Source organism: Winogradskyella ouciana (assembly GCF_009709615.1).
Taxonomy (GTDB): domain Bacteria; phylum Bacteroidota; class Bacteroidia; order Flavobacteriales; family Flavobacteriaceae; genus Winogradskyella; species Winogradskyella ouciana.
Window position 1 is genome coordinate 19239 of the sequence record NZ_WJYA01000009.1, and the last position, 16435, is coordinate 35673.

The following is a 16435-nucleotide window of genomic DNA, read 5'->3' on the forward strand; positions in this document are numbered from 1 at the left end:
AGCCTTTTTTTTATTTTAGCACGTTATCAATGGCCTTATGATAACCTTCAAATTCAACGAGATTATTATGTCCACCTCCCTCAATAGTAATAAAATCAACCTTCATTTCTAATTCTGAAAGCTTCTTACCAGACGAATACGGAACTACACTATCTGCCGTACCATGAATGATGGTTATAGGGCATTCTGCCTTTGGTAAATATTGAAACGTAGGAAAGCGATATTTCAACAATTGCTTTACAGGAAACAGAGGGAAACGATGCTCCGCTACATCTAAAATACTGTAATACGGTGTTTCTAGAATGAGTTGTTTCGGTCTGTTTTTTGAAGCTAAGTACGAGGCAATTCCGGTTCCTAAAGACCTACCGTATAATGTAATTTCATTTTCAGAATAATGCTTCAATAAATAATCATAGCAATATTGCGCATCCTTATACATAGCGTCTTCACTTAGTTTTCCAACACTTTTTCCATAGGTTCTGTAGTCCATGACCAAGACATCGTAATTCTTTTCCGCAAAGTATTCCGTGATTTTTCCCCATCGGCTTAAATCACCTGCATTACCGTGAAAATATAGGATGACTCCTTTAGGGTTTTCAGCTTTAAAGTGAAGTGCGTTTATAGTTGCATCATTATCTGTATTTAGAAACAATTCTTCAAACGGATAATCGAACTGGTATTGATAATCTTGTTCTAAGGTAGTGGGTAGAAACAGAATTTTTTCCTGAAAAAAGTAAAGTGCAGATCCTATCATAACATATAAACCAAAAAGAATTATTAGTATTCCTTTAAGCCCTTTTCTTCGTTTTTTTTGATGAGTGAATGACATTAATACTTGTGGTTTCTAAGTCTATGGTTTTTGATTCGCTGTTTAAAATTTCATCCAACATCTCATGGTACGATTCAAAATTATTTAAATTCTTGTGTCCACCACCAATTACGGTATACAGTTTTGTTAAGTCAGGGTTGATTTGGGCCAATTTTACACTAGACTTATACGGAATCAATTTATCGTGTGTACCATGTATGATATGAATTGGACATTTTACATACTTTAACCATTTGTAGGTTGGCAATGGATATTTTATTAAAAGAGATAACGGCATAAATGGTGCATAGCGGGCAGTTACTTTAGTTAAGCTGTAATACGGAGCGTCGAGAATAAGTTTTTTTGGGTTATTCATGGATGCCAACTTTGTAGCAAAACCTGAACCTAAAGAGCGACCGTAAAGAATGATTCGGTCTTCAGTGGTTTGTTCCTTAATCTTGTTGTAAACCAATTGCAAATCGCGTTTTATGGCTTTTTGCGAACGTTTTCCTGTGCTTTTTCCGAAACCACGGTAATCTACCATCAGCACATTATAACCATGCCTCGTAAAATCTACAGCGAACTTTCCCCAGCCTTTTATACTTTTTGAATTTCCCTTTAGATACAAGACCACTCCCTTACTTTCCCCTTTCGGAAAAAATCGCAAGCCATTGATTACAGCTCCATCTCTGGTTTCTAGATTATATTCTTTGGTTTCCTGATTTTCATAATGGAACTGAAAATCTTTAGGCAATTTTTCGGGCTTAAATAACATATAATCCTGCAAATAATACAGCGCAATGCTGATAGCAATGTATATTCCCAGAATTGTTAAAATAGTTGAGACCCAATAAGCCATAAATTGTTGTTATTTATACAAGATAGGAAAAATTACCTATGCGGAAAGAGAACACAGTTTAGAATGATTAAGATTAAAACCATTAGATAAAATGCCGTATCCTTTTTCATCTTGCTTTTCTTTTTGAAATAACTATTGTAAATTATTGCCATTGTTATTGCTACTAAAATTATAAAAGGAATTGTTAAAACAACAATTAAAGCTATACCACCTCCACCAACAGGAAAAACTTCGAGAAGTAGAAAGGTTAAAAAGCCTAGAAGCAATAATATAATTACTCTAAAAAAATCTATTCTCATGGCTGCTTTAGGTTAGGTATTTCAAAAACACATCTGCAAAAGGATCTTGATTCACAACCGTATAATAGAACAACGCTCCCAACCAACCATGGTACAACCCAAGCACAAAGATGTTTTTTGCCTTAAGGTAAATATATCCGTAAACCAAGGCCAAGACAAATGTTCCCAGCATTAGCCAAACCGATGGGTAATGTACTATTGAAAAGAAAACTGCCGTAACTAGAATTATAAAACTCTTATTTAGTTTTACCTTTCTAAAATCCTTTAAATTACCTACCAACAACCCAATAGTTAAAAACTGCTGAATACTTCCCCAAATGGGATAAGTAATAAGCAAAGGAATGATATGCCAGGTGAGATTTATAGTGCCTTGCACATAGCCAATAACAAAAAAAGATAGGATTGATATCAGTGCGAATGGCAACATTAATCTCAAAACCGTTTTAAAATTATCCCATCGAAAACCCCAATCTGCAAGTACATTTTTGTCTTTGCTATAACGGTAATACACATAAAAAGACCAAGCCAAAATTGCAACAGCAACATATGGTAATCGCCAATTGAGATAATCCATAAAAACGAACTTTCCAGTCCCTGTTAAAACAACTCCAAGTATTTCAAGAAGTCTTACTTTATCGGATACAGGTCGCGTTAATTTTATATTAGAAAATTCCGATAGGTATTTAGTCAATCTATTTTTCATGATTAATAATTTTAAAACCTCGCAGCTCTAAACCAATCTGCGAGGTTTTGGGTTACTAACTAACCTATCATCAAAACAAAAAGATCATATAGACGATGATGCCTTCGGCTATACCAGTGACAATGGACATTCCTAAAATGTCCTTAATCTTGCTTCGAAGAAAAAATACGGTACTTAATATGGCAATGATACCAGCTAATAAAATCTCTAGAGCATCAATCTTTGATAAGAGCAAAGTAATACCTGTAAATGCCGCTGTTATACCAACGGTTATTAAGCCAAATTTTAGAATTTCGTTTTTGGTATAATTACCCTCTATGAATCCTTTTCGCAAATCGCGTAAAATAGAAAGTACAAAGAGAAGTGGCACAACCGATAAAAATGGTGCAAAAATGACCTTTATTCCTTTTACAACAGAGAGATCGTTATAAAAGAAGAATGCAATAGCCGTAAAAGCCAAAAGGCCAGTAACTATAATAGTTTGAACTGTAAATAACAACTCACGCTTTCCTGAATTGGTCTGTTTTTTTGATGTTTTGATAATGTCCATAATATTAATTTTTGATGATTTTTACTTCTAAGCAGATAAAAAGAAAATATGAATTGCCAAAGCCATTAGAACTCCACTTAAAATTCCATTAGCTTTGAGATTGTTATACAATAAAAAATTAAACACATAAGAACTTATAGTCGTTGAATTGATAAGATGCGCCAATATTAGTGCGTCTTCGAGCTTTTTTTGAGTTACAAATTCCATTAGTTGCATTAAAAGAATTACACCAACAATGGACACTACTAAGAGCATTGTAGCTGGCCTCTGATTCTTTTCTTTGTATTCATCTGTGTTTTCTGGCAAAAAATGCTCTATCACAATAAATCTTACAAAAAACAACAAAGGGAGCGGAAACATAATCGAAGCCACAATCTTCACAACATCCTTTAAGGTCTTTATTTCGTCATACCCTAAAAAAACGAGATAAATAAAAACAATGATTGAAACTCCGACGGTAATGAAAAAAGCAATATTTAGATTTTTTTGCTTCATATTAATACCTTATAAAGTTTGCACCTTCCACAGTTTGACTTGCTAAAAACTCAATTTTATCGTTATAGGATTTTAACTACGTAGTTTGAAATTGATTTTGAAAAAATGGTCACAAAACCCAAGGTTATTACTAACAAGGTCAACTTAATGTCTTCAATTTTCCTGAAGCTTGATTTAGATTTCATAATGTTTTGTTTTAATGATTACAGGACAAATTTGAAGTAAAACACAATCAGATAAAAATCAATTATTCATAATTACTGACGATATATTTTATTTGTTATTCTAATTAATTACTATTTTTATTAAACTATTATAAAATATAATGACGATTAAATGATAGCATTAAAATCCATTATCGACACTTTTAACCCAGAAGACCAGCAAAAATTCATAGCATATTTACAGCAAAAGAATAAACGGAAGGACACCAAAAACATACAGTTATTCAAGTTAATGACCCATCCGGAACTAGATTCTAAATCTATTTGTAAACACCTCTACAATGAAGATAATTGCAATGCTTACCATGCGCTTAGAAAGCGCCTGTTTCAGTCTTTAATTGACTTTACGGCTAACAAAAATCTAGAAGATGAGAATTCAATAGACATGCAGATTATAAAATACATTTTGGCATCTCGCACTTATTTACTTCAGAGAAATTATGATATCGCATATAAAATCCTAGATAAAGCCGAGCGTTTAGCAGACGAGCACTTGCTCTACCCAATCCTCAATGAGATCTATCACACCAAAATTCAATATGCTCCCAATAATCCCAAGATAGATTTAGAGCAACTTATTGTTAAACAAAAAGAGAATCAGAAAAAGCACCAGCTCGAGGACCAACTCAATATTGTGTATGCAAAACTAAAATCCGTACTAAATACCATCAGCTACGAAGGAAAAGTGATTGATTTTGAAAAAGAATTAGAATCCATCCTAGCCGACTACAGTATTAAAATTGACCAATCATTATCCTTTAAATCTTTATATCAAATTTTAGCCATAGCTAATATATCTGCTTTAGTTACCAACAAATATTTCGAAATTGAAAACTTTGTTTTGAAAAGCTATAATATTCTAAAAGAAAAGAAAGACACCAACAAGCAACTGTATTACCAAATACATATTGTTTACATCATAGCTAACACACTATTCAGGAACAAAAAATTTGAAGCTTCCCTAGAGTACATCTCTGAAATGGAAGAGTTGATGCAACTAAAAAAAGGCATCTACCATAAAGAGTTTATTTTGAAAAAGACCTTGGTTGAAGCATTGAATTATAATTATAATCAGCAGCAAGAAAAGGCTATTGAGCTTGTTGAAACCATAATTAAGAAAAAGCATAGCGATATTGAATCACAATTGGACTTACACTTATCGCTTTTAATGTTTTACTTTCAGAAAGGCGACCTCACAAATGCTAAATCCGTTCTATCAAAATTCTACCATACAGACCAGTATTACATTGAAAAAGCAGGTATAGATTGGGTAATTAAAAAAAACTTAGCAGAAATTTTACTTTATATAGAATTACAAGATGACGACCTACTTTATTCTAGGCTAAAAAGCTTTAAGCGTCGCTATAAAGGATATTTAAAACAGATTCACCAAACACGCATTGTAACTTTTATTAACTATGCCGAAAAAATATACAAACAACCTGAAATGGTAGAAAGCAATGAGTTTTCGAAATTAATAAAATCTACTTTCGAGTGGACATCGATTCAAAAAGAAGACATTTTTGTCATCAGTTTTTATGCTTGGTTAAAAAACAAGACTGAAGAAAACACCCTTTATCAAACTACAATAAATCTGATAAAGTCCTAACCAACTAGAAATTAAAGGCTAAAATTTAGTATTTTTATTGCTGGCCATTCATTAATGATCTAAAAACTTAAGACAAACAACATGAAAAAATTAGTATTAATTGCTGTAGCATTTTTCACTTTAAATGCCGTAGCTCAAGAACAAAAAGTTAAGCAAGAAAAAATAAAGACAGATCAATCTGTAGACAACAAAGTGAAAAAGCTCGTAAAAACACTTGAGCTTACTCCCGATCAACAAGAAAAAGTAAGGCTTGTATTTTTAGATCATAACAAAGAAATGCAAAAGGTTAAACTCAAAATAAAAGAGGCTTTAAAAGCTGAAAATAAGATGAATAAAGAGGAGGCTAAAAAAACTATGTTAAAGCAAAATGATAAGATAATGACTAGAACCAATAGTAAACTAAAAGAAATCCTTACAGAAGAACAATACAAAAAGTATAAAGAAATGCAACATCAAAACAAAAAACGAACCTCAGAAAAGAAATATTAGTTTCAACTGTCGCCATCATTTGTTAATTAGTTTTAAATAAAATTATTATTTTAGTACTCTAAATAACTAAACAATCTACTAATGAAGAAGATAATTACACTGTGCTTATTCGTTTTTGCAATGTTTCTTGGAACAGATTCTGCAAATGCGCAATCTAATAAGATAGAAGTCAATGCAAAAGCTGCTGAAAAAACGGAAGCATTACATAAGTTTTTAAAATTTGATGATGAGCAAAAAGAAAAGGTCTATTTAGCCGTACAGGAATATACACAGGCTACTTTAGATTTAGAAAAAGCTGAAGTTGTAAAAGAGGGTGCTGTTGAAAAAATTAAACTATTGCTTGAAGATAAAATGAAAGCCATTTTAACTGAAGAGCAGTTTGAAAGATATCAATCGTTCCAAGAAGAATAAAAAAACCACCTTAAATAAAAAAACCTCGCTAAATGCGAGGTTTTTTTATTTACAATGTTTTCGCTATCTCTTCTACAGCAGCAATAGTTTCATTTAAATCTTGATAAGTTAAGGCATCCGTAATAAACCAAGTTTCAAATGCGCTTGGAGCAATATAAATACCTTTGTCTAGCATTCCATGAAAGAATTTCTTAAATGTATCATTGTTCCCTTTAGCGGCACTTTCAAAATCGATAACTGCGTCTTCTGAAAAATGCACAGAGATCATTGAGCCCACTCTGTTTATGGTATGTGTTACGTTATTCTTATTTAGCGCATCAGCAATACCATTATGAAGATATTTTGTCTTCTCCTCTAGTCGATTCATCAACCCTTTGTCTGCCTTAATAGCTTTAAGCATGGCTAATCCAGCTGCCATAGCCAAAGGATTTCCGCTCAGAGTTCCTGCTTGATATACTGGACCCAATGGCGCAAGGAAATCCATTATTTCATTTCTCGCTGCGAAGGCACCAACTGGCAAACCACCTCCAACGACTTTACCAAAGCAAACTATATCTGCATCAATACCCTTTAATTCTTGCACTCCTCCATTAGCTAATCTAAAACCTGTCATTACCTCATCAAATATCAGAAGGATGTCATTTGCATCACAAAGTTCTCTCAAACCTTCTAAAAATCCTTCAACCGGTGGAATACATCCCATATTGCCAGCAACGGGCTCAATGATTATTGCCGCAATCTCATTAGGATTAGCTTCAACAAGCTCTTTTACATTATCAATATCATTGTAACGCGCTAATAAGGTGTCCTTAGCAGTACCTTGAGTAACACCAGGACTATTTGGCGTTCCAAAAGTTACTGCTCCACTTCCTGCCGCAATTAAAAATGAATCACTATGTCCATGATAGCAACCAGCAAACTTTACAATTTTATCTTTCTTTGTAAAACCTCTTGCTAATCTTACAGCACTCATACAAGCCTCAGTACCAGAATTGACAAAACGGATTTTATCAATATTAGGTACCATTGAAACCGCGAACTCAGCTATTTCCGTTTCTAAAGCTGTTGGCATTCCGAAAGAGGTTCCTTCTTTTGTTTTTTCTATTACTGCTTCAACCACAGGAGGAAACGCATGACCCAACAACATTGGTCCCCAAGAATTGATGTAATCAATAAATCGGTTGCCATCTTCGTCATAGATATATGCTCCTTTTGCCGATTTTGCAAAAATAGGCGTACCACCTACCGCCTTAAATGCTCTTACTGGCGAATTTACCCCTCCGGGAATTACTTGCTGTGCCTCTTTAAATAAAGCACTACTTCTTTGGTATAACATAAATTAATTGGGAATCATTATTTCCTGACCCAATGCCAGGTCATTAGAACTGAGATTATTTAATTTTTTTATAGCTTCAACAGTTGTATTATAGCGTTTTGCCAATGAGTATAACGTGTCGCCTTTTTCGATAACATATCTAATAACCCCACTATTTACTCTTACAATTTCAACATCTTTATTGCCTAAAACTTCTTGGTCATATTTATATAACTCATAACGCTCAATTAAGCTGATGAGTTTTTGAGGATATTTTCTATCCGTAGCATAACCAGCTGCCCTTAGACCTCTTGCCCAGCCTTTATAATCATCTGGTTTTAATTTAAAAAGATCAGCATAACGTTTTCTACCGGTTAAAAAATCGGAATGATCTTCGTATGAGGATTCGGCTTTTCTATACTTTCTAAAACATTCTTGTGAAGCATCATCATCATGATAAATTTTAGCACCTTTCCAACCGTGGCATTTAATACCAAAATGATTTTTGGCTTCAACCGCCAATCTTCCCCTACCCGAGCCAGACTCAAGAATACCTTGAGCAAGGGTTATACTGGCAGGTATTTTAGATTTGCGCATTTCTGCTTTCGCAATCTCAGCATAGGTAGCAATATATCTATCTGTGGAAGAAGGCGGCTTTATTATTTCTTCTTTTTCGACTTCATCAATAGATGTATCAGCAGTTTTTACTTCAACAGTTTCCGTTTTACCTTTTTCATGCTTTTTCTTAGTTGCAATTCCTTTCTTAGGTCCGCAACTAAAAGCGAAAACAGCTAAAATCAACACTACATATTTATAATTGAAATTCATTTTATTAATGGCCAACCTTTTTGTTTTAATCTTACATTCATCCCTTCTATTCCCTGTAATCCACCAGTGTGTATCGCTAGTATTTTTGAGTCCTTTGGAAAAAATCCCTTATCCAGTAAATCAAAAACTCCATACATCATTTTTCCTGTATATATAGGATCTAAAGTAATGTCAAAATCTTTTTTAAACTTATTGATAAACGTAATTAACTCTGGCTTTATTTTTCCATAGCCGCCAAAATGATACTTATCAATTAGTTCCCAATTTTCCTGAGTTGCAAATTTACGAATATCTTGATTTAAAAAGTCACCTTTAAGCGCAGGAAATCCTAATACTTTTTGATGCTTCTTTGATGAGTTTATCAGTCCAGAAATCGTGCCACCTGTGCCCACGCTACAACAAATAAAATCAAACTCACTATCTTCATCATTGAGAATTTCTTCGCACCCCTTTATAGCTAAGTCATTAGTACCACCCTCGGGAATCAGATAAAAATCACCAAATTCAGAATTTAGCTGTTTTATAAACTCAGTCTTAGCCCTATTTCTATACGCTTCTCTAGTAACAAACTTAAAGCGCATTCCGCAAGATTGTGCAAATTTCAGTGTTGGGTTTGTGTTTATCTTAGATTCCAATTCTTCACCTCTTATTATACCTATTGTTTTTAATCCGTAAATTTTCCCTGCATAGGCTGTTGCCGCTATATGATTAGAATAAGCACCACCGAATGTAAGAAGTAAGTCGATCTTTTGAGATTTAGCCTCGAGTATATTGTATTTAAGTTTTCGGTGCTTATTTCCAGAAATAAATGGATGGATAAGATATTCTGGCTTTATAAAGACCTGATTATCAATATGAATGTTTTTTAAATCTTTATTTTTTAACATTTCAACTGATTTTTAAACAAATTTCTTATCATAATGTTAAATTAACTATATTTTTAATACATTTAAACCCAATCCCTACATAATCTATTGCAAATAACCTTCTGCATAACTGTGAGTTATGGTTATGGCTTTGTTTTAAAACATAGATTATGACTAGAACTTTACTCTTAATATTAATTTTAGCAAATTTAAACCTTTCTTTTGCACAAGACGACCCTTGTACTGCACTTCCTTTACCATTAAGCCCTGTTGGCTCTTGTACATATGTTGTAGGAGATAATACTGGAGCAACGGATTCAAGCAATCCAAATATTGATCCTCCAACAGGATGTGAACCAGTTAGTGCTAACTATAACGGTGCTGACGTTTGGTTTTATATCGATCTTGGGCCTACTACTACAAGTTTACAAATAGATTTAAATCACATACTAACGTCTACTTTTGACGATGGAGTTGTCGCTCTTTATACTGGTACTTGTGGAGGTAATTTAACCATTGTTGAATGTGATGATGATTCAGGCGATGGTTTTCTTGAAGCCAATTTTAGTGTTTTGAATGTACTTACACCAAGTACAAGAGTTTATCTTAGGGTTTGGGATTGGGGAGGAAATGACGAAGGTACATTTGAGATTTGCGCTTCAGAAGTTGTAGATCCTTGCTCCAGCATTACCAACATACCTGCCTGTGGAGCTACAGCAATAAATGCAACAATAGACTCTGGGTTTGGAGCCTTCAATGATTCAGCCTGTGAAGATGTACCTGGTGATGAAGCTATTTACTCTTTTACACCAACAGTAACCGGTAATTATACAATCACACAGATATCTACTTTCGACCATATTAATTATTTATATCAAACAAGCTGTTCAGCAACAGGTTGGACATGTATTGAGGATTTATTTGGCAACAATGAAACAAGTGGTTCATTTAGTATGACAGCTGGCACAACCTATTACATTATGCTAGATTCTGAAAACAGTTCTGGCGGTAATGTTAGCTTTACCCTAAATTGCCCAGTACCCCCACCAATGTGTGGTGATACATTTTATGATACTGGTGGTCTTTCGGGAAATTATGCTAACAACGAACTAGAAACCACAACTATTTTTCCGATTACTCCAGGAGATGCGGTTACTGCGACTTTTACGTTTTTCGAAACCGAATCTTGTTGTGATGATCTATCAGTTTATGATGGTCCAGATGCTACTTATCCACTCTTAGGAACTTTTGCAGGGACAGGAATTCCTGGTCCTTTTACATCCAGTGATCCATCTGGTGCGCTAACCTTTGTTTTTGATAGCGATTCATCGATTACTGATGGAGGATGGGCAGCGGACATAACGTGCGCTCCTTATGTTCCGCCGACTGTTTGTGGATCTACATTTACTGATAGTGGTGGTACTGGTGGTGATTATTCTAATAATGAAAATACAACTACAACATTAACACCAGATATACCTGGTACTAGTTTGGTTGCAACTTTTACAGCTTTCGAAACAGAAAACACCTATGATTTTCTCTACATTTATGATGGCCCTAATAATACATTCCCTCTTATAGGAACTTATACTGGTACAAATAATCCTGGTACTGTTACTTCTTCGCATGCAAGTGGTGCCTTAACATTTGTGTTTACAAGTGATAGTTCAATTACAGATCCTGGATGGGTGGCAGACATAACTTGTGTTAGTCTTTGCACGGTTTCCATCACAGATACTAATTACCCTATAGGATCAGATGAATGTAACTTAGATTATGTTGAACTCGATGCAAATGTCCCTCCTCCTCCAGCCATTACAACAGTTTATTCTGAATCTTTTGATGGAGCAACTTTTCCTGCGGGTTGGACAATTGCTAATGGAGCCGCAAGTGCTGATTGGATTATATCAAATACAACTAATGCAGGTGGTACAGCTAATGAAGCTATGTTAGATTGGACTTCTGGTTCTGATATTTCAACATGGACTTTAGCTTCACCAGCTATCACAATAACTGGTTATACAAACCTTCAACTAAGCTTTAATCACGATTTGTGGCAGTTTGGCACTAATTTTTCAATATTTTTGGAAACTTCCTTAACTGGAGGTGCTCCATGGACTACGCAATATACTGTGGCAAATCCTCCCGATATAACCGAAACACGAAACGTAGATATATCTTCATTGGATGGAAATAACACACTCTATTTTCGATTTAGACTTACTGGTGATTCATTTGATATTTTCCACTGGGCTATTGATGATATAACAATTTCAGCAGACGCTGCACCTTCTCCACCAGAAGTCACATGGTCACCAGCTGTTGGTTTATATACAGATTCAGCACTTACAATACCTTATGTATTGGGCAACTATGCCGGCACAGTATATGCTGCACCTAATGGTGTACAAACCTATACGGCTACCGAAACAGCTAATGGTTGTACAGATATGGTTACGGTTACCTATAATAAAAAAGTATGGAATGGTACTCCTAGCAATACAGATTGGAATACCGCTACTAATTGGTTTCCTAATGGAGTACCTTCAGCGGCCAATTGTATAGATATAGTTGATACAGGTGGTAATAATCCAATAATTGATGGGACAACAGATGGATTTGGTTATAACTTAACTATTGAAGCTGATGCAACACTAACAATAGACGATGACGATTCTGACGCCAATTATGGAAGTTTAACCATAACGGATTTTATAGATTTACAAGGCAACTCGGTTTTACATATTCGTAATAATTCAAAATTAATTCAGGTTAATGAAGGAGCACCAAATGCCAATAACAATACTGGAATTGGCACACTAATTTTAGACAGAGCCCCAAATATAAGTCAAAGTGACTATGTGTACTGGTCGTCTCCAGTTTCTAATTTTAGTCTTTCAAATATTTATGGAATAAATACACCTGGAGCCACTTATAGATGGAGACCAACAATACCTAACGGAACTATTTCAGTACCACCAGGACCATGCGTTAATGCGAATATACCTATTTGTTATGGTGATTGGGAAAATTATTCTGGCAATATGGATATCGGTAGAGGTTATATATCTAATGGCCCAACAGATCAAGGCCAAACTGCCACTAATTATCAGACCTCAATTTCTGGAACTATTCCAAATAATGGGATAATAACGCGTGTTATTGAAAGCGGAAATAATAGCCCAACATATTGTAGCTTTTCGTATCAACCCTATGGTAACGATTTTGTTACAGTCACACCATTCGACGACAATTGGAATCTTATAGGTAATCCATACCCATCCGCCATTAGTGCTAATGCCTTTATCACTTATGATGATGGCACTAGAAACAACAACTTAATTGAAGGAGCGGTACATATTTGGACACATGGCACTGACCCAAATGCTGGTAATCCCGATCCTTTTTATGATGATTATGGTTTAAATTATAGCCCTAATGATTATTTAACTTATAACTTATCTGGTACAAACACATATCCCAATGAAGTTACAGCAACTGATTACTATATTGGATCTGGTCAAGGATTCTTTGTGCTAGCACTTAATGACAATGAAACTGGGAGTGTAACATTTAGTAATACAATGAGAGATATAGGGAATGACAATAGTAGCTTTTACAGAAGTAGTGATCCAATCTCTGAAACGACTAATACCATTGAGCGTCATCGTATATGGCTCAATTTAAGCAAAGAAAATGAACAAACTTCTAGCACTATGGTTGGTTATATTGAAGGAGCAACCCAAGCAAAAGACAGGTCTTATGATGCTTACACTTTTGAGTCTAACACAATGAATATTTATTCAATGCTAGATAATGAACGTATGGTAATACAAGGACGTCAATTACCCTTTGAAATTGAAGACCAAGTACCATTAGGCATTGAAATCTTACAAAATGAAATTTACACAATTTCTATTAGTGGTGTCGATGGATTATTTGAAGGAACTAACACACAAGATATTTACCTCGAAGATACTTACGAAAATATAATCCATGACTTGCGCGACAGTCCTTATAATTTTAATTCAGGTGAAGGCACATTCAACGACAGATTTATACTAAGGTATACTAATTCTAGCCTGAGTATCGAAGATTTTGACAGTGTAAACGGAGTTCAGATATTTGAAGAAAATGAAAACATCGTAGTTGAATCTGATTATGAAAACATTCAATCTATAGAAATTTACGACATTTTAGGAAGAAACCTTTTTGCCAATAAATCAATTAACAGAAATCGTTTCAATATCAATGCCATAAGACCAAATGAGTTGACCTTATTCTTAAAAATAAGACTAACAGATGGTAAGCAAAAAATTGCAAAGATTATTTTCTGACAAAATTTATAAAACTGTATAAAAGCCTGGATTTTAAATAATCTAGGTCTTTTTCATTACTATATGCTTCTCGTTCAAAAGAGATATTGCGATAGGCAAGTTTCCAGTTTTTATACTGAATCAATCGAATAAAAAACTCAAAGGCGTATAAAACAAAAAATGGAATAATCAATAATTCTAGCTGTTGTCTAAGGTGGATTTTCTCATGATTTATCAGCACTTTATTCCATTTCAAAGCTTTATATTTTAAAAACATAAATGGAAAAATAGTTATCCCAACATACCCTCTTGGCACCATATATTTTGAAATTAATATCACAATCTATCCAATTCAAAAATCAATCCAATTTACATTATCTTTGTTGATAAAGCGAATCAGTTTTGTACAAACTGAAAAACTTATAACCATTTATTAAAAGTATAAACAACCGAGTTCTCTTTCCTTGGGAAAGGGTTAGGGATAGGCCTATGAAAAAATATGTCCCAATTGAAGACGGAGATTACTATCTAACGCCCGAAGGCTATCGCTGTTTTACCGAACAATATCACCTTAAACGTGGCTATTGTTGTGAAAGCGGATGCAGGCATTGTCCATACGGATTCAATTCTAAGACCAACAATAAAGATTCAATACAATAATGCAAGAGTTAAAAGTTCCATTCAAAGATCAAATATTAGAAGGCATACCAGAGATTTTACCAGTGCCAAAAGTGTATGATGAATCCATAAATCATGCACCAAAAAGAAAGGACATTCTAAATGCCGAAGAAAAAAAATTAGCCCTTCGAAATGCCTTGCGCTATTTTGACAAAAAGCATCACGAAATTCTATTACCTGAGTTTAAGTCTGAGCTCGAAAAACATGGCCGAATATACATGTACCGCTTCAGACCAGATTACAGAATGTACGCAAGGCCTATAGAGGAGTATCCAGCAAAATCAAAACAAGCAGCTGCCATCATGTTAATGATTCAGAACAATTTGGATTATGCTGTTGCACAACATCCACATGAATTGATTACCTATGGTGGTAATGGCGCTGTATTTCAAAATTGGGCTCAGTATCGACTGACCATGAAATATTTGGCAGAGATGAATGACGAACAAACCCTTGTGATGTATTCTGGTCATCCAATGGGCTTATTCCCTTCACATAAAGAGGCACCTAGAGTTGTCGTCACAAATGGTATGATGATTCCCAACTATTCTAAACCAGATGACTGGGAAAAATTCAATGCTTTAGGAGTTACCCAATATGGACAAATGACAGCCGGAAGTTACATGTACATTGGCCCTCAAGGCATTGTCCATGGTACGACGATTACCGTTTTAAACGGATTTAGAAAAATAGGTAAAGAACCAAAAGGTAATTTGTTCGTGACTTCAGGCTTAGGAGGCATGTCTGGCGCACAACCTAAAGCCGGAAACATTGCGGGCTGTATTACCGTTTGTGCCGAAGTTAATCCTAAAATAACTCAAGTACGCTTAGACCAAGGTTGGATTGATGAAAAGATCACTGATTTAGATGAGCTTGTTACCAGAGTCAAAAAAGCACAAGCTGAAAAGGAAACCATTTCCCTAGCTTACTTAGGAAATGTAGTTGATGTGTGGGAGAAATTTGATGAAGCCAATATTCATATCGATTTAGGAAGTGATCAAACGTCGCTTCATAATCCTTGGGCTGGAGGTTATTATCCTGCTGATATATCTTTTGAAGATGCCAACGACATGATGGCAAATAAGCCAGAATTGTTTAAAGAAAAGGTACAGGAAACCTTGCGAAGACATGCTAAGGCTATCAATAAACATACTTCAAAAGGCACCTATTTTTTTGATTATGGAAATGCATTTCTTCTTGAAGCTTCTCGTGCAGGTGCTGATGTAATGTCTGAGAATCCAACTATTGGTAGAGAATTTAAGTATCCAAGCTATGTACAGGATATTATGGGACCCATGTGCTTTGATTATGGTTTTGGGCCATTCCGTTGGGTTTGCGCATCAGGAAAACCAGAAGATTTAGCAAAAACAGATAACATTGCTTGTGATGTCTTAGAAGAAATCATGAAAAATTCCCCTAAAGAAATCCAACAGCAAATGGCGGATAACATTCAATGGATAAAAGGAGCTCAAGAAAACAAACTTGTTGTGGGTTCTCAAGCCAGAATTCTCTATGCAGATGCCGAAGGCCGAATGAAAATTGCAGAAGCTTTTAACCAAGCTATTTCTAGAGGTGAAATAGACGAAGTTGTTCTTGGAAGAGATCATCATGATGTTTCAGGTACAGATTCACCCTACAGAGAAACGAGCAACATTTATGATGGTTCTCGTTTTACAGCAGATATGGCCATTCACAATGTTATTGGTGATAGTTTTAGAGGTGCAACTTGGGTCAGTATTCATAATGGTGGTGGGGTTGGTTGGGGAGAAGTGATTAACGGTGGTTTTGGTATGGTTCTTGATGGTACTAAAGAAGCATCAACACGGTTAAAACGGATGTTGTTTTGGGATGTTAATAATGGTATCTCAAGACGTAGTTGGGCTCAAAATGAAGGTGCTGTTTTTGCTATAAAACGTGCCATGGAAGTAGAGCCTAATTTAAAAGTAACTTTACCTAATGAAGTTGATGATGATCTATTTTAAACA

15 protein-coding genes are annotated in these 16435 nt (G+C 34.8%); 6 read left to right on the forward strand and 9 right to left on the reverse strand.

Going from position 1 to position 16435, the window contains the following annotated elements; genetic code table 11:
• Nucleotides 1-10: 10 nt before the first annotated feature.
• From F1003_RS13995 to F1003_RS14020, 6 genes are all read right to left on the reverse strand, one after another.
• On the reverse strand, nucleotides 11-829 hold the full coding sequence (locus tag F1003_RS13995; protein WP_155090060.1) for an alpha/beta hydrolase: 819 nt from the start codon (nucleotides 827-829) through the stop codon (nucleotides 11-13).
• Nucleotides 789-1667 carry an alpha/beta hydrolase gene (locus F1003_RS14000; protein ID WP_155090061.1) on the reverse strand — a complete coding sequence of 293 codons (879 nt, stop codon included), beginning with the start codon at nucleotides 1665-1667 and terminating at the stop codon, nucleotides 789-791. The genes F1003_RS13995 and F1003_RS14000 overlap by 41 nt, the downstream gene beginning before the upstream one ends.
• 32 nt (nucleotides 1668-1699) lie before the next feature.
• Complete coding sequence (locus F1003_RS14005; protein WP_155090062.1) at nucleotides 1700-1966, reverse strand: hypothetical protein; 267 nt, start codon at nucleotides 1964-1966, stop codon at nucleotides 1700-1702.
• Between the two features lie 7 nt (nucleotides 1967-1973).
• Complete coding sequence (locus tag F1003_RS14010) at nucleotides 1974-2669, reverse strand: CPBP family intramembrane glutamic endopeptidase (RefSeq protein ID WP_155090063.1); 696 nt, start codon at nucleotides 2667-2669, stop codon at nucleotides 1974-1976.
• Between the two features lie 70 nt (nucleotides 2670-2739).
• On the reverse strand, nucleotides 2740-3219 hold the full coding sequence (locus F1003_RS14015; RefSeq protein ID WP_155090064.1) for a hypothetical protein: 480 nt from the start codon (nucleotides 3217-3219) through the stop codon (nucleotides 2740-2742).
• Nucleotides 3220-3246: 27 nt separating this feature from the next.
• The gene (locus tag F1003_RS14020; protein WP_155090065.1) at nucleotides 3247-3714 is read right to left on the reverse strand and encodes a hypothetical protein; all 468 of its coding nucleotides are present in this window, start codon (nucleotides 3712-3714) and stop codon (nucleotides 3247-3249) included.
• Nucleotides 3715-4050: 336 nt separating this feature from the next.
• Here F1003_RS14020 and F1003_RS14025 point away from each other — a divergent pair, with 336 nt between their 5' ends.
• The 3 genes from F1003_RS14025 to F1003_RS14035 all read left to right on the forward strand — a co-directional run bounded on the left by F1003_RS14025 (nucleotide 4051) and on the right by F1003_RS14035 (nucleotide 6447).
• Nucleotides 4051-5547, forward strand: a complete 1497-nt coding sequence (locus tag F1003_RS14025) for a hypothetical protein (RefSeq protein WP_155090066.1) — start codon at nucleotides 4051-4053, stop codon at nucleotides 5545-5547.
• Nucleotides 5548-5628: 81 nt separating this feature from the next.
• The gene (locus tag F1003_RS14030) at nucleotides 5629-6036 is read left to right on the forward strand and encodes a DUF4890 domain-containing protein (RefSeq protein ID WP_155090067.1); all 408 of its coding nucleotides are present in this window, start codon (nucleotides 5629-5631) and stop codon (nucleotides 6034-6036) included.
• Between the two features lie 81 nt (nucleotides 6037-6117).
• Nucleotides 6118-6447 carry a hypothetical protein gene (locus tag F1003_RS14035; protein WP_155090068.1) on the forward strand — a complete coding sequence of 110 codons (330 nt, stop codon included), beginning with the start codon at nucleotides 6118-6120 and terminating at the stop codon, nucleotides 6445-6447.
• A 49-nt stretch (nucleotides 6448-6496) separates the two neighbouring features.
• On the opposite strand, the gene hemL is transcribed toward F1003_RS14035, so the two are convergent.
• Genes hemL through F1003_RS14050 form a run of 3 tightly spaced genes read right to left on the reverse strand, consistent with a single transcriptional unit; the run spans nucleotide 6497 to nucleotide 9477 of the window.
• Nucleotides 6497-7783 (reverse strand): glutamate-1-semialdehyde 2,1-aminomutase, encoded by a 1287-nt coding sequence (gene hemL / locus F1003_RS14040; protein ID WP_155090069.1) that lies wholly within the window; start codon nucleotides 7781-7783, stop codon nucleotides 6497-6499.
• Nucleotides 7784-7786: 3 nt separating this feature from the next.
• Nucleotides 7787-8605 (reverse strand): glucosaminidase domain-containing protein, encoded by an 819-nt coding sequence (locus F1003_RS14045; RefSeq protein WP_306461434.1) that lies wholly within the window; start codon nucleotides 8603-8605, stop codon nucleotides 7787-7789.
• Nucleotides 8587-9477 (reverse strand): 1-aminocyclopropane-1-carboxylate deaminase/D-cysteine desulfhydrase, encoded by an 891-nt coding sequence (locus F1003_RS14050; protein ID WP_155090070.1) that lies wholly within the window; start codon nucleotides 9475-9477, stop codon nucleotides 8587-8589. The genes F1003_RS14045 and F1003_RS14050 overlap by 19 nt, the downstream gene beginning before the upstream one ends.
• A gap of 149 nt (nucleotides 9478-9626) precedes the next feature.
• Between F1003_RS14050 and F1003_RS14055 the strand changes: the two genes are divergently transcribed.
• The 3 genes from F1003_RS14055 (at nucleotide 9627) to hutU (ending at nucleotide 16432) form a co-directional block, all read left to right on the forward strand.
• A complete protein-coding gene (locus F1003_RS14055; RefSeq protein ID WP_155090071.1) occupies nucleotides 9627-13793 on the forward strand; it encodes a DUF8693 domain-containing protein in 4167 nt (1388 codons plus the stop codon).
• A 468-nt stretch (nucleotides 13794-14261) separates the two neighbouring features.
• Nucleotides 14262-14432 (forward strand): C1orf53 family protein, encoded by a 171-nt coding sequence (locus F1003_RS16585; protein ID WP_162306989.1) that lies wholly within the window; start codon nucleotides 14262-14264, stop codon nucleotides 14430-14432.
• Nucleotides 14432-16432, forward strand: coding sequence for a urocanate hydratase (hutU, locus tag F1003_RS14060; RefSeq protein WP_155090072.1), 2001 nt, complete (start codon nucleotides 14432-14434; stop codon nucleotides 16430-16432). Before F1003_RS16585 ends, hutU begins: the two co-directional genes overlap by 1 nt.
• Nucleotides 16433-16435: the final 3 nt, after the last annotated feature.

Bases quoted from the DNA above. Each gene is read 5' to 3' on its own strand.
- F1003_RS13995 (WP_155090060.1), bottom strand. From the start codon at position 829: ATGTCATTCACTCATCAAAAAAAACGAAGAAAAGGGCTTAAAGGAATA.
- F1003_RS14000 (WP_155090061.1), bottom strand. From the start codon at position 1,667: ATGGCTTATTGGGTCTCAACTATTTTAACAATTCTGGGAATATACATT.
- F1003_RS14005 (WP_155090062.1), bottom strand. From the start codon at position 1,966: ATGAGAATAGATTTTTTTAGAGTAATTATATTATTGCTTCTAGGCTTT.
- F1003_RS14010 (WP_155090063.1), bottom strand. From the start codon at position 2,669: ATGAAAAATAGATTGACTAAATACCTATCGGAATTTTCTAATATAAAA.
- F1003_RS14015 (WP_155090064.1), bottom strand. From the start codon at position 3,219: ATGGACATTATCAAAACATCAAAAAAACAGACCAATTCAGGAAAGCGT.
- F1003_RS14020 (WP_155090065.1), bottom strand. From the start codon at position 3,714: ATGAAGCAAAAAAATCTAAATATTGCTTTTTTCATTACCGTCGGAGTT.
- F1003_RS14025 (WP_155090066.1), top strand. From the start codon at position 4,051: ATGATAGCATTAAAATCCATTATCGACACTTTTAACCCAGAAGACCAG.
- F1003_RS14030 (WP_155090067.1), top strand. From the start codon at position 5,629: ATGAAAAAATTAGTATTAATTGCTGTAGCATTTTTCACTTTAAATGCC.
- F1003_RS14035 (WP_155090068.1), top strand. From the start codon at position 6,118: ATGAAGAAGATAATTACACTGTGCTTATTCGTTTTTGCAATGTTTCTT.
- hemL (WP_155090069.1), bottom strand. From the start codon at position 7,783: ATGTTATACCAAAGAAGTAGTGCTTTATTTAAAGAGGCACAGCAAGTA.
- F1003_RS14050 (WP_155090070.1), bottom strand. From the start codon at position 9,477: ATGTTAAAAAATAAAGATTTAAAAAACATTCATATTGATAATCAGGTC.
- F1003_RS14055 (WP_155090071.1), top strand. From the start codon at position 9,627: ATGACTAGAACTTTACTCTTAATATTAATTTTAGCAAATTTAAACCTT.
- F1003_RS16585 (WP_162306989.1), top strand. From the start codon at position 14,262: ATGAAAAAATATGTCCCAATTGAAGACGGAGATTACTATCTAACGCCC.
- hutU (WP_155090072.1), top strand. From the start codon at position 14,432: ATGCAAGAGTTAAAAGTTCCATTCAAAGATCAAATATTAGAAGGCATA.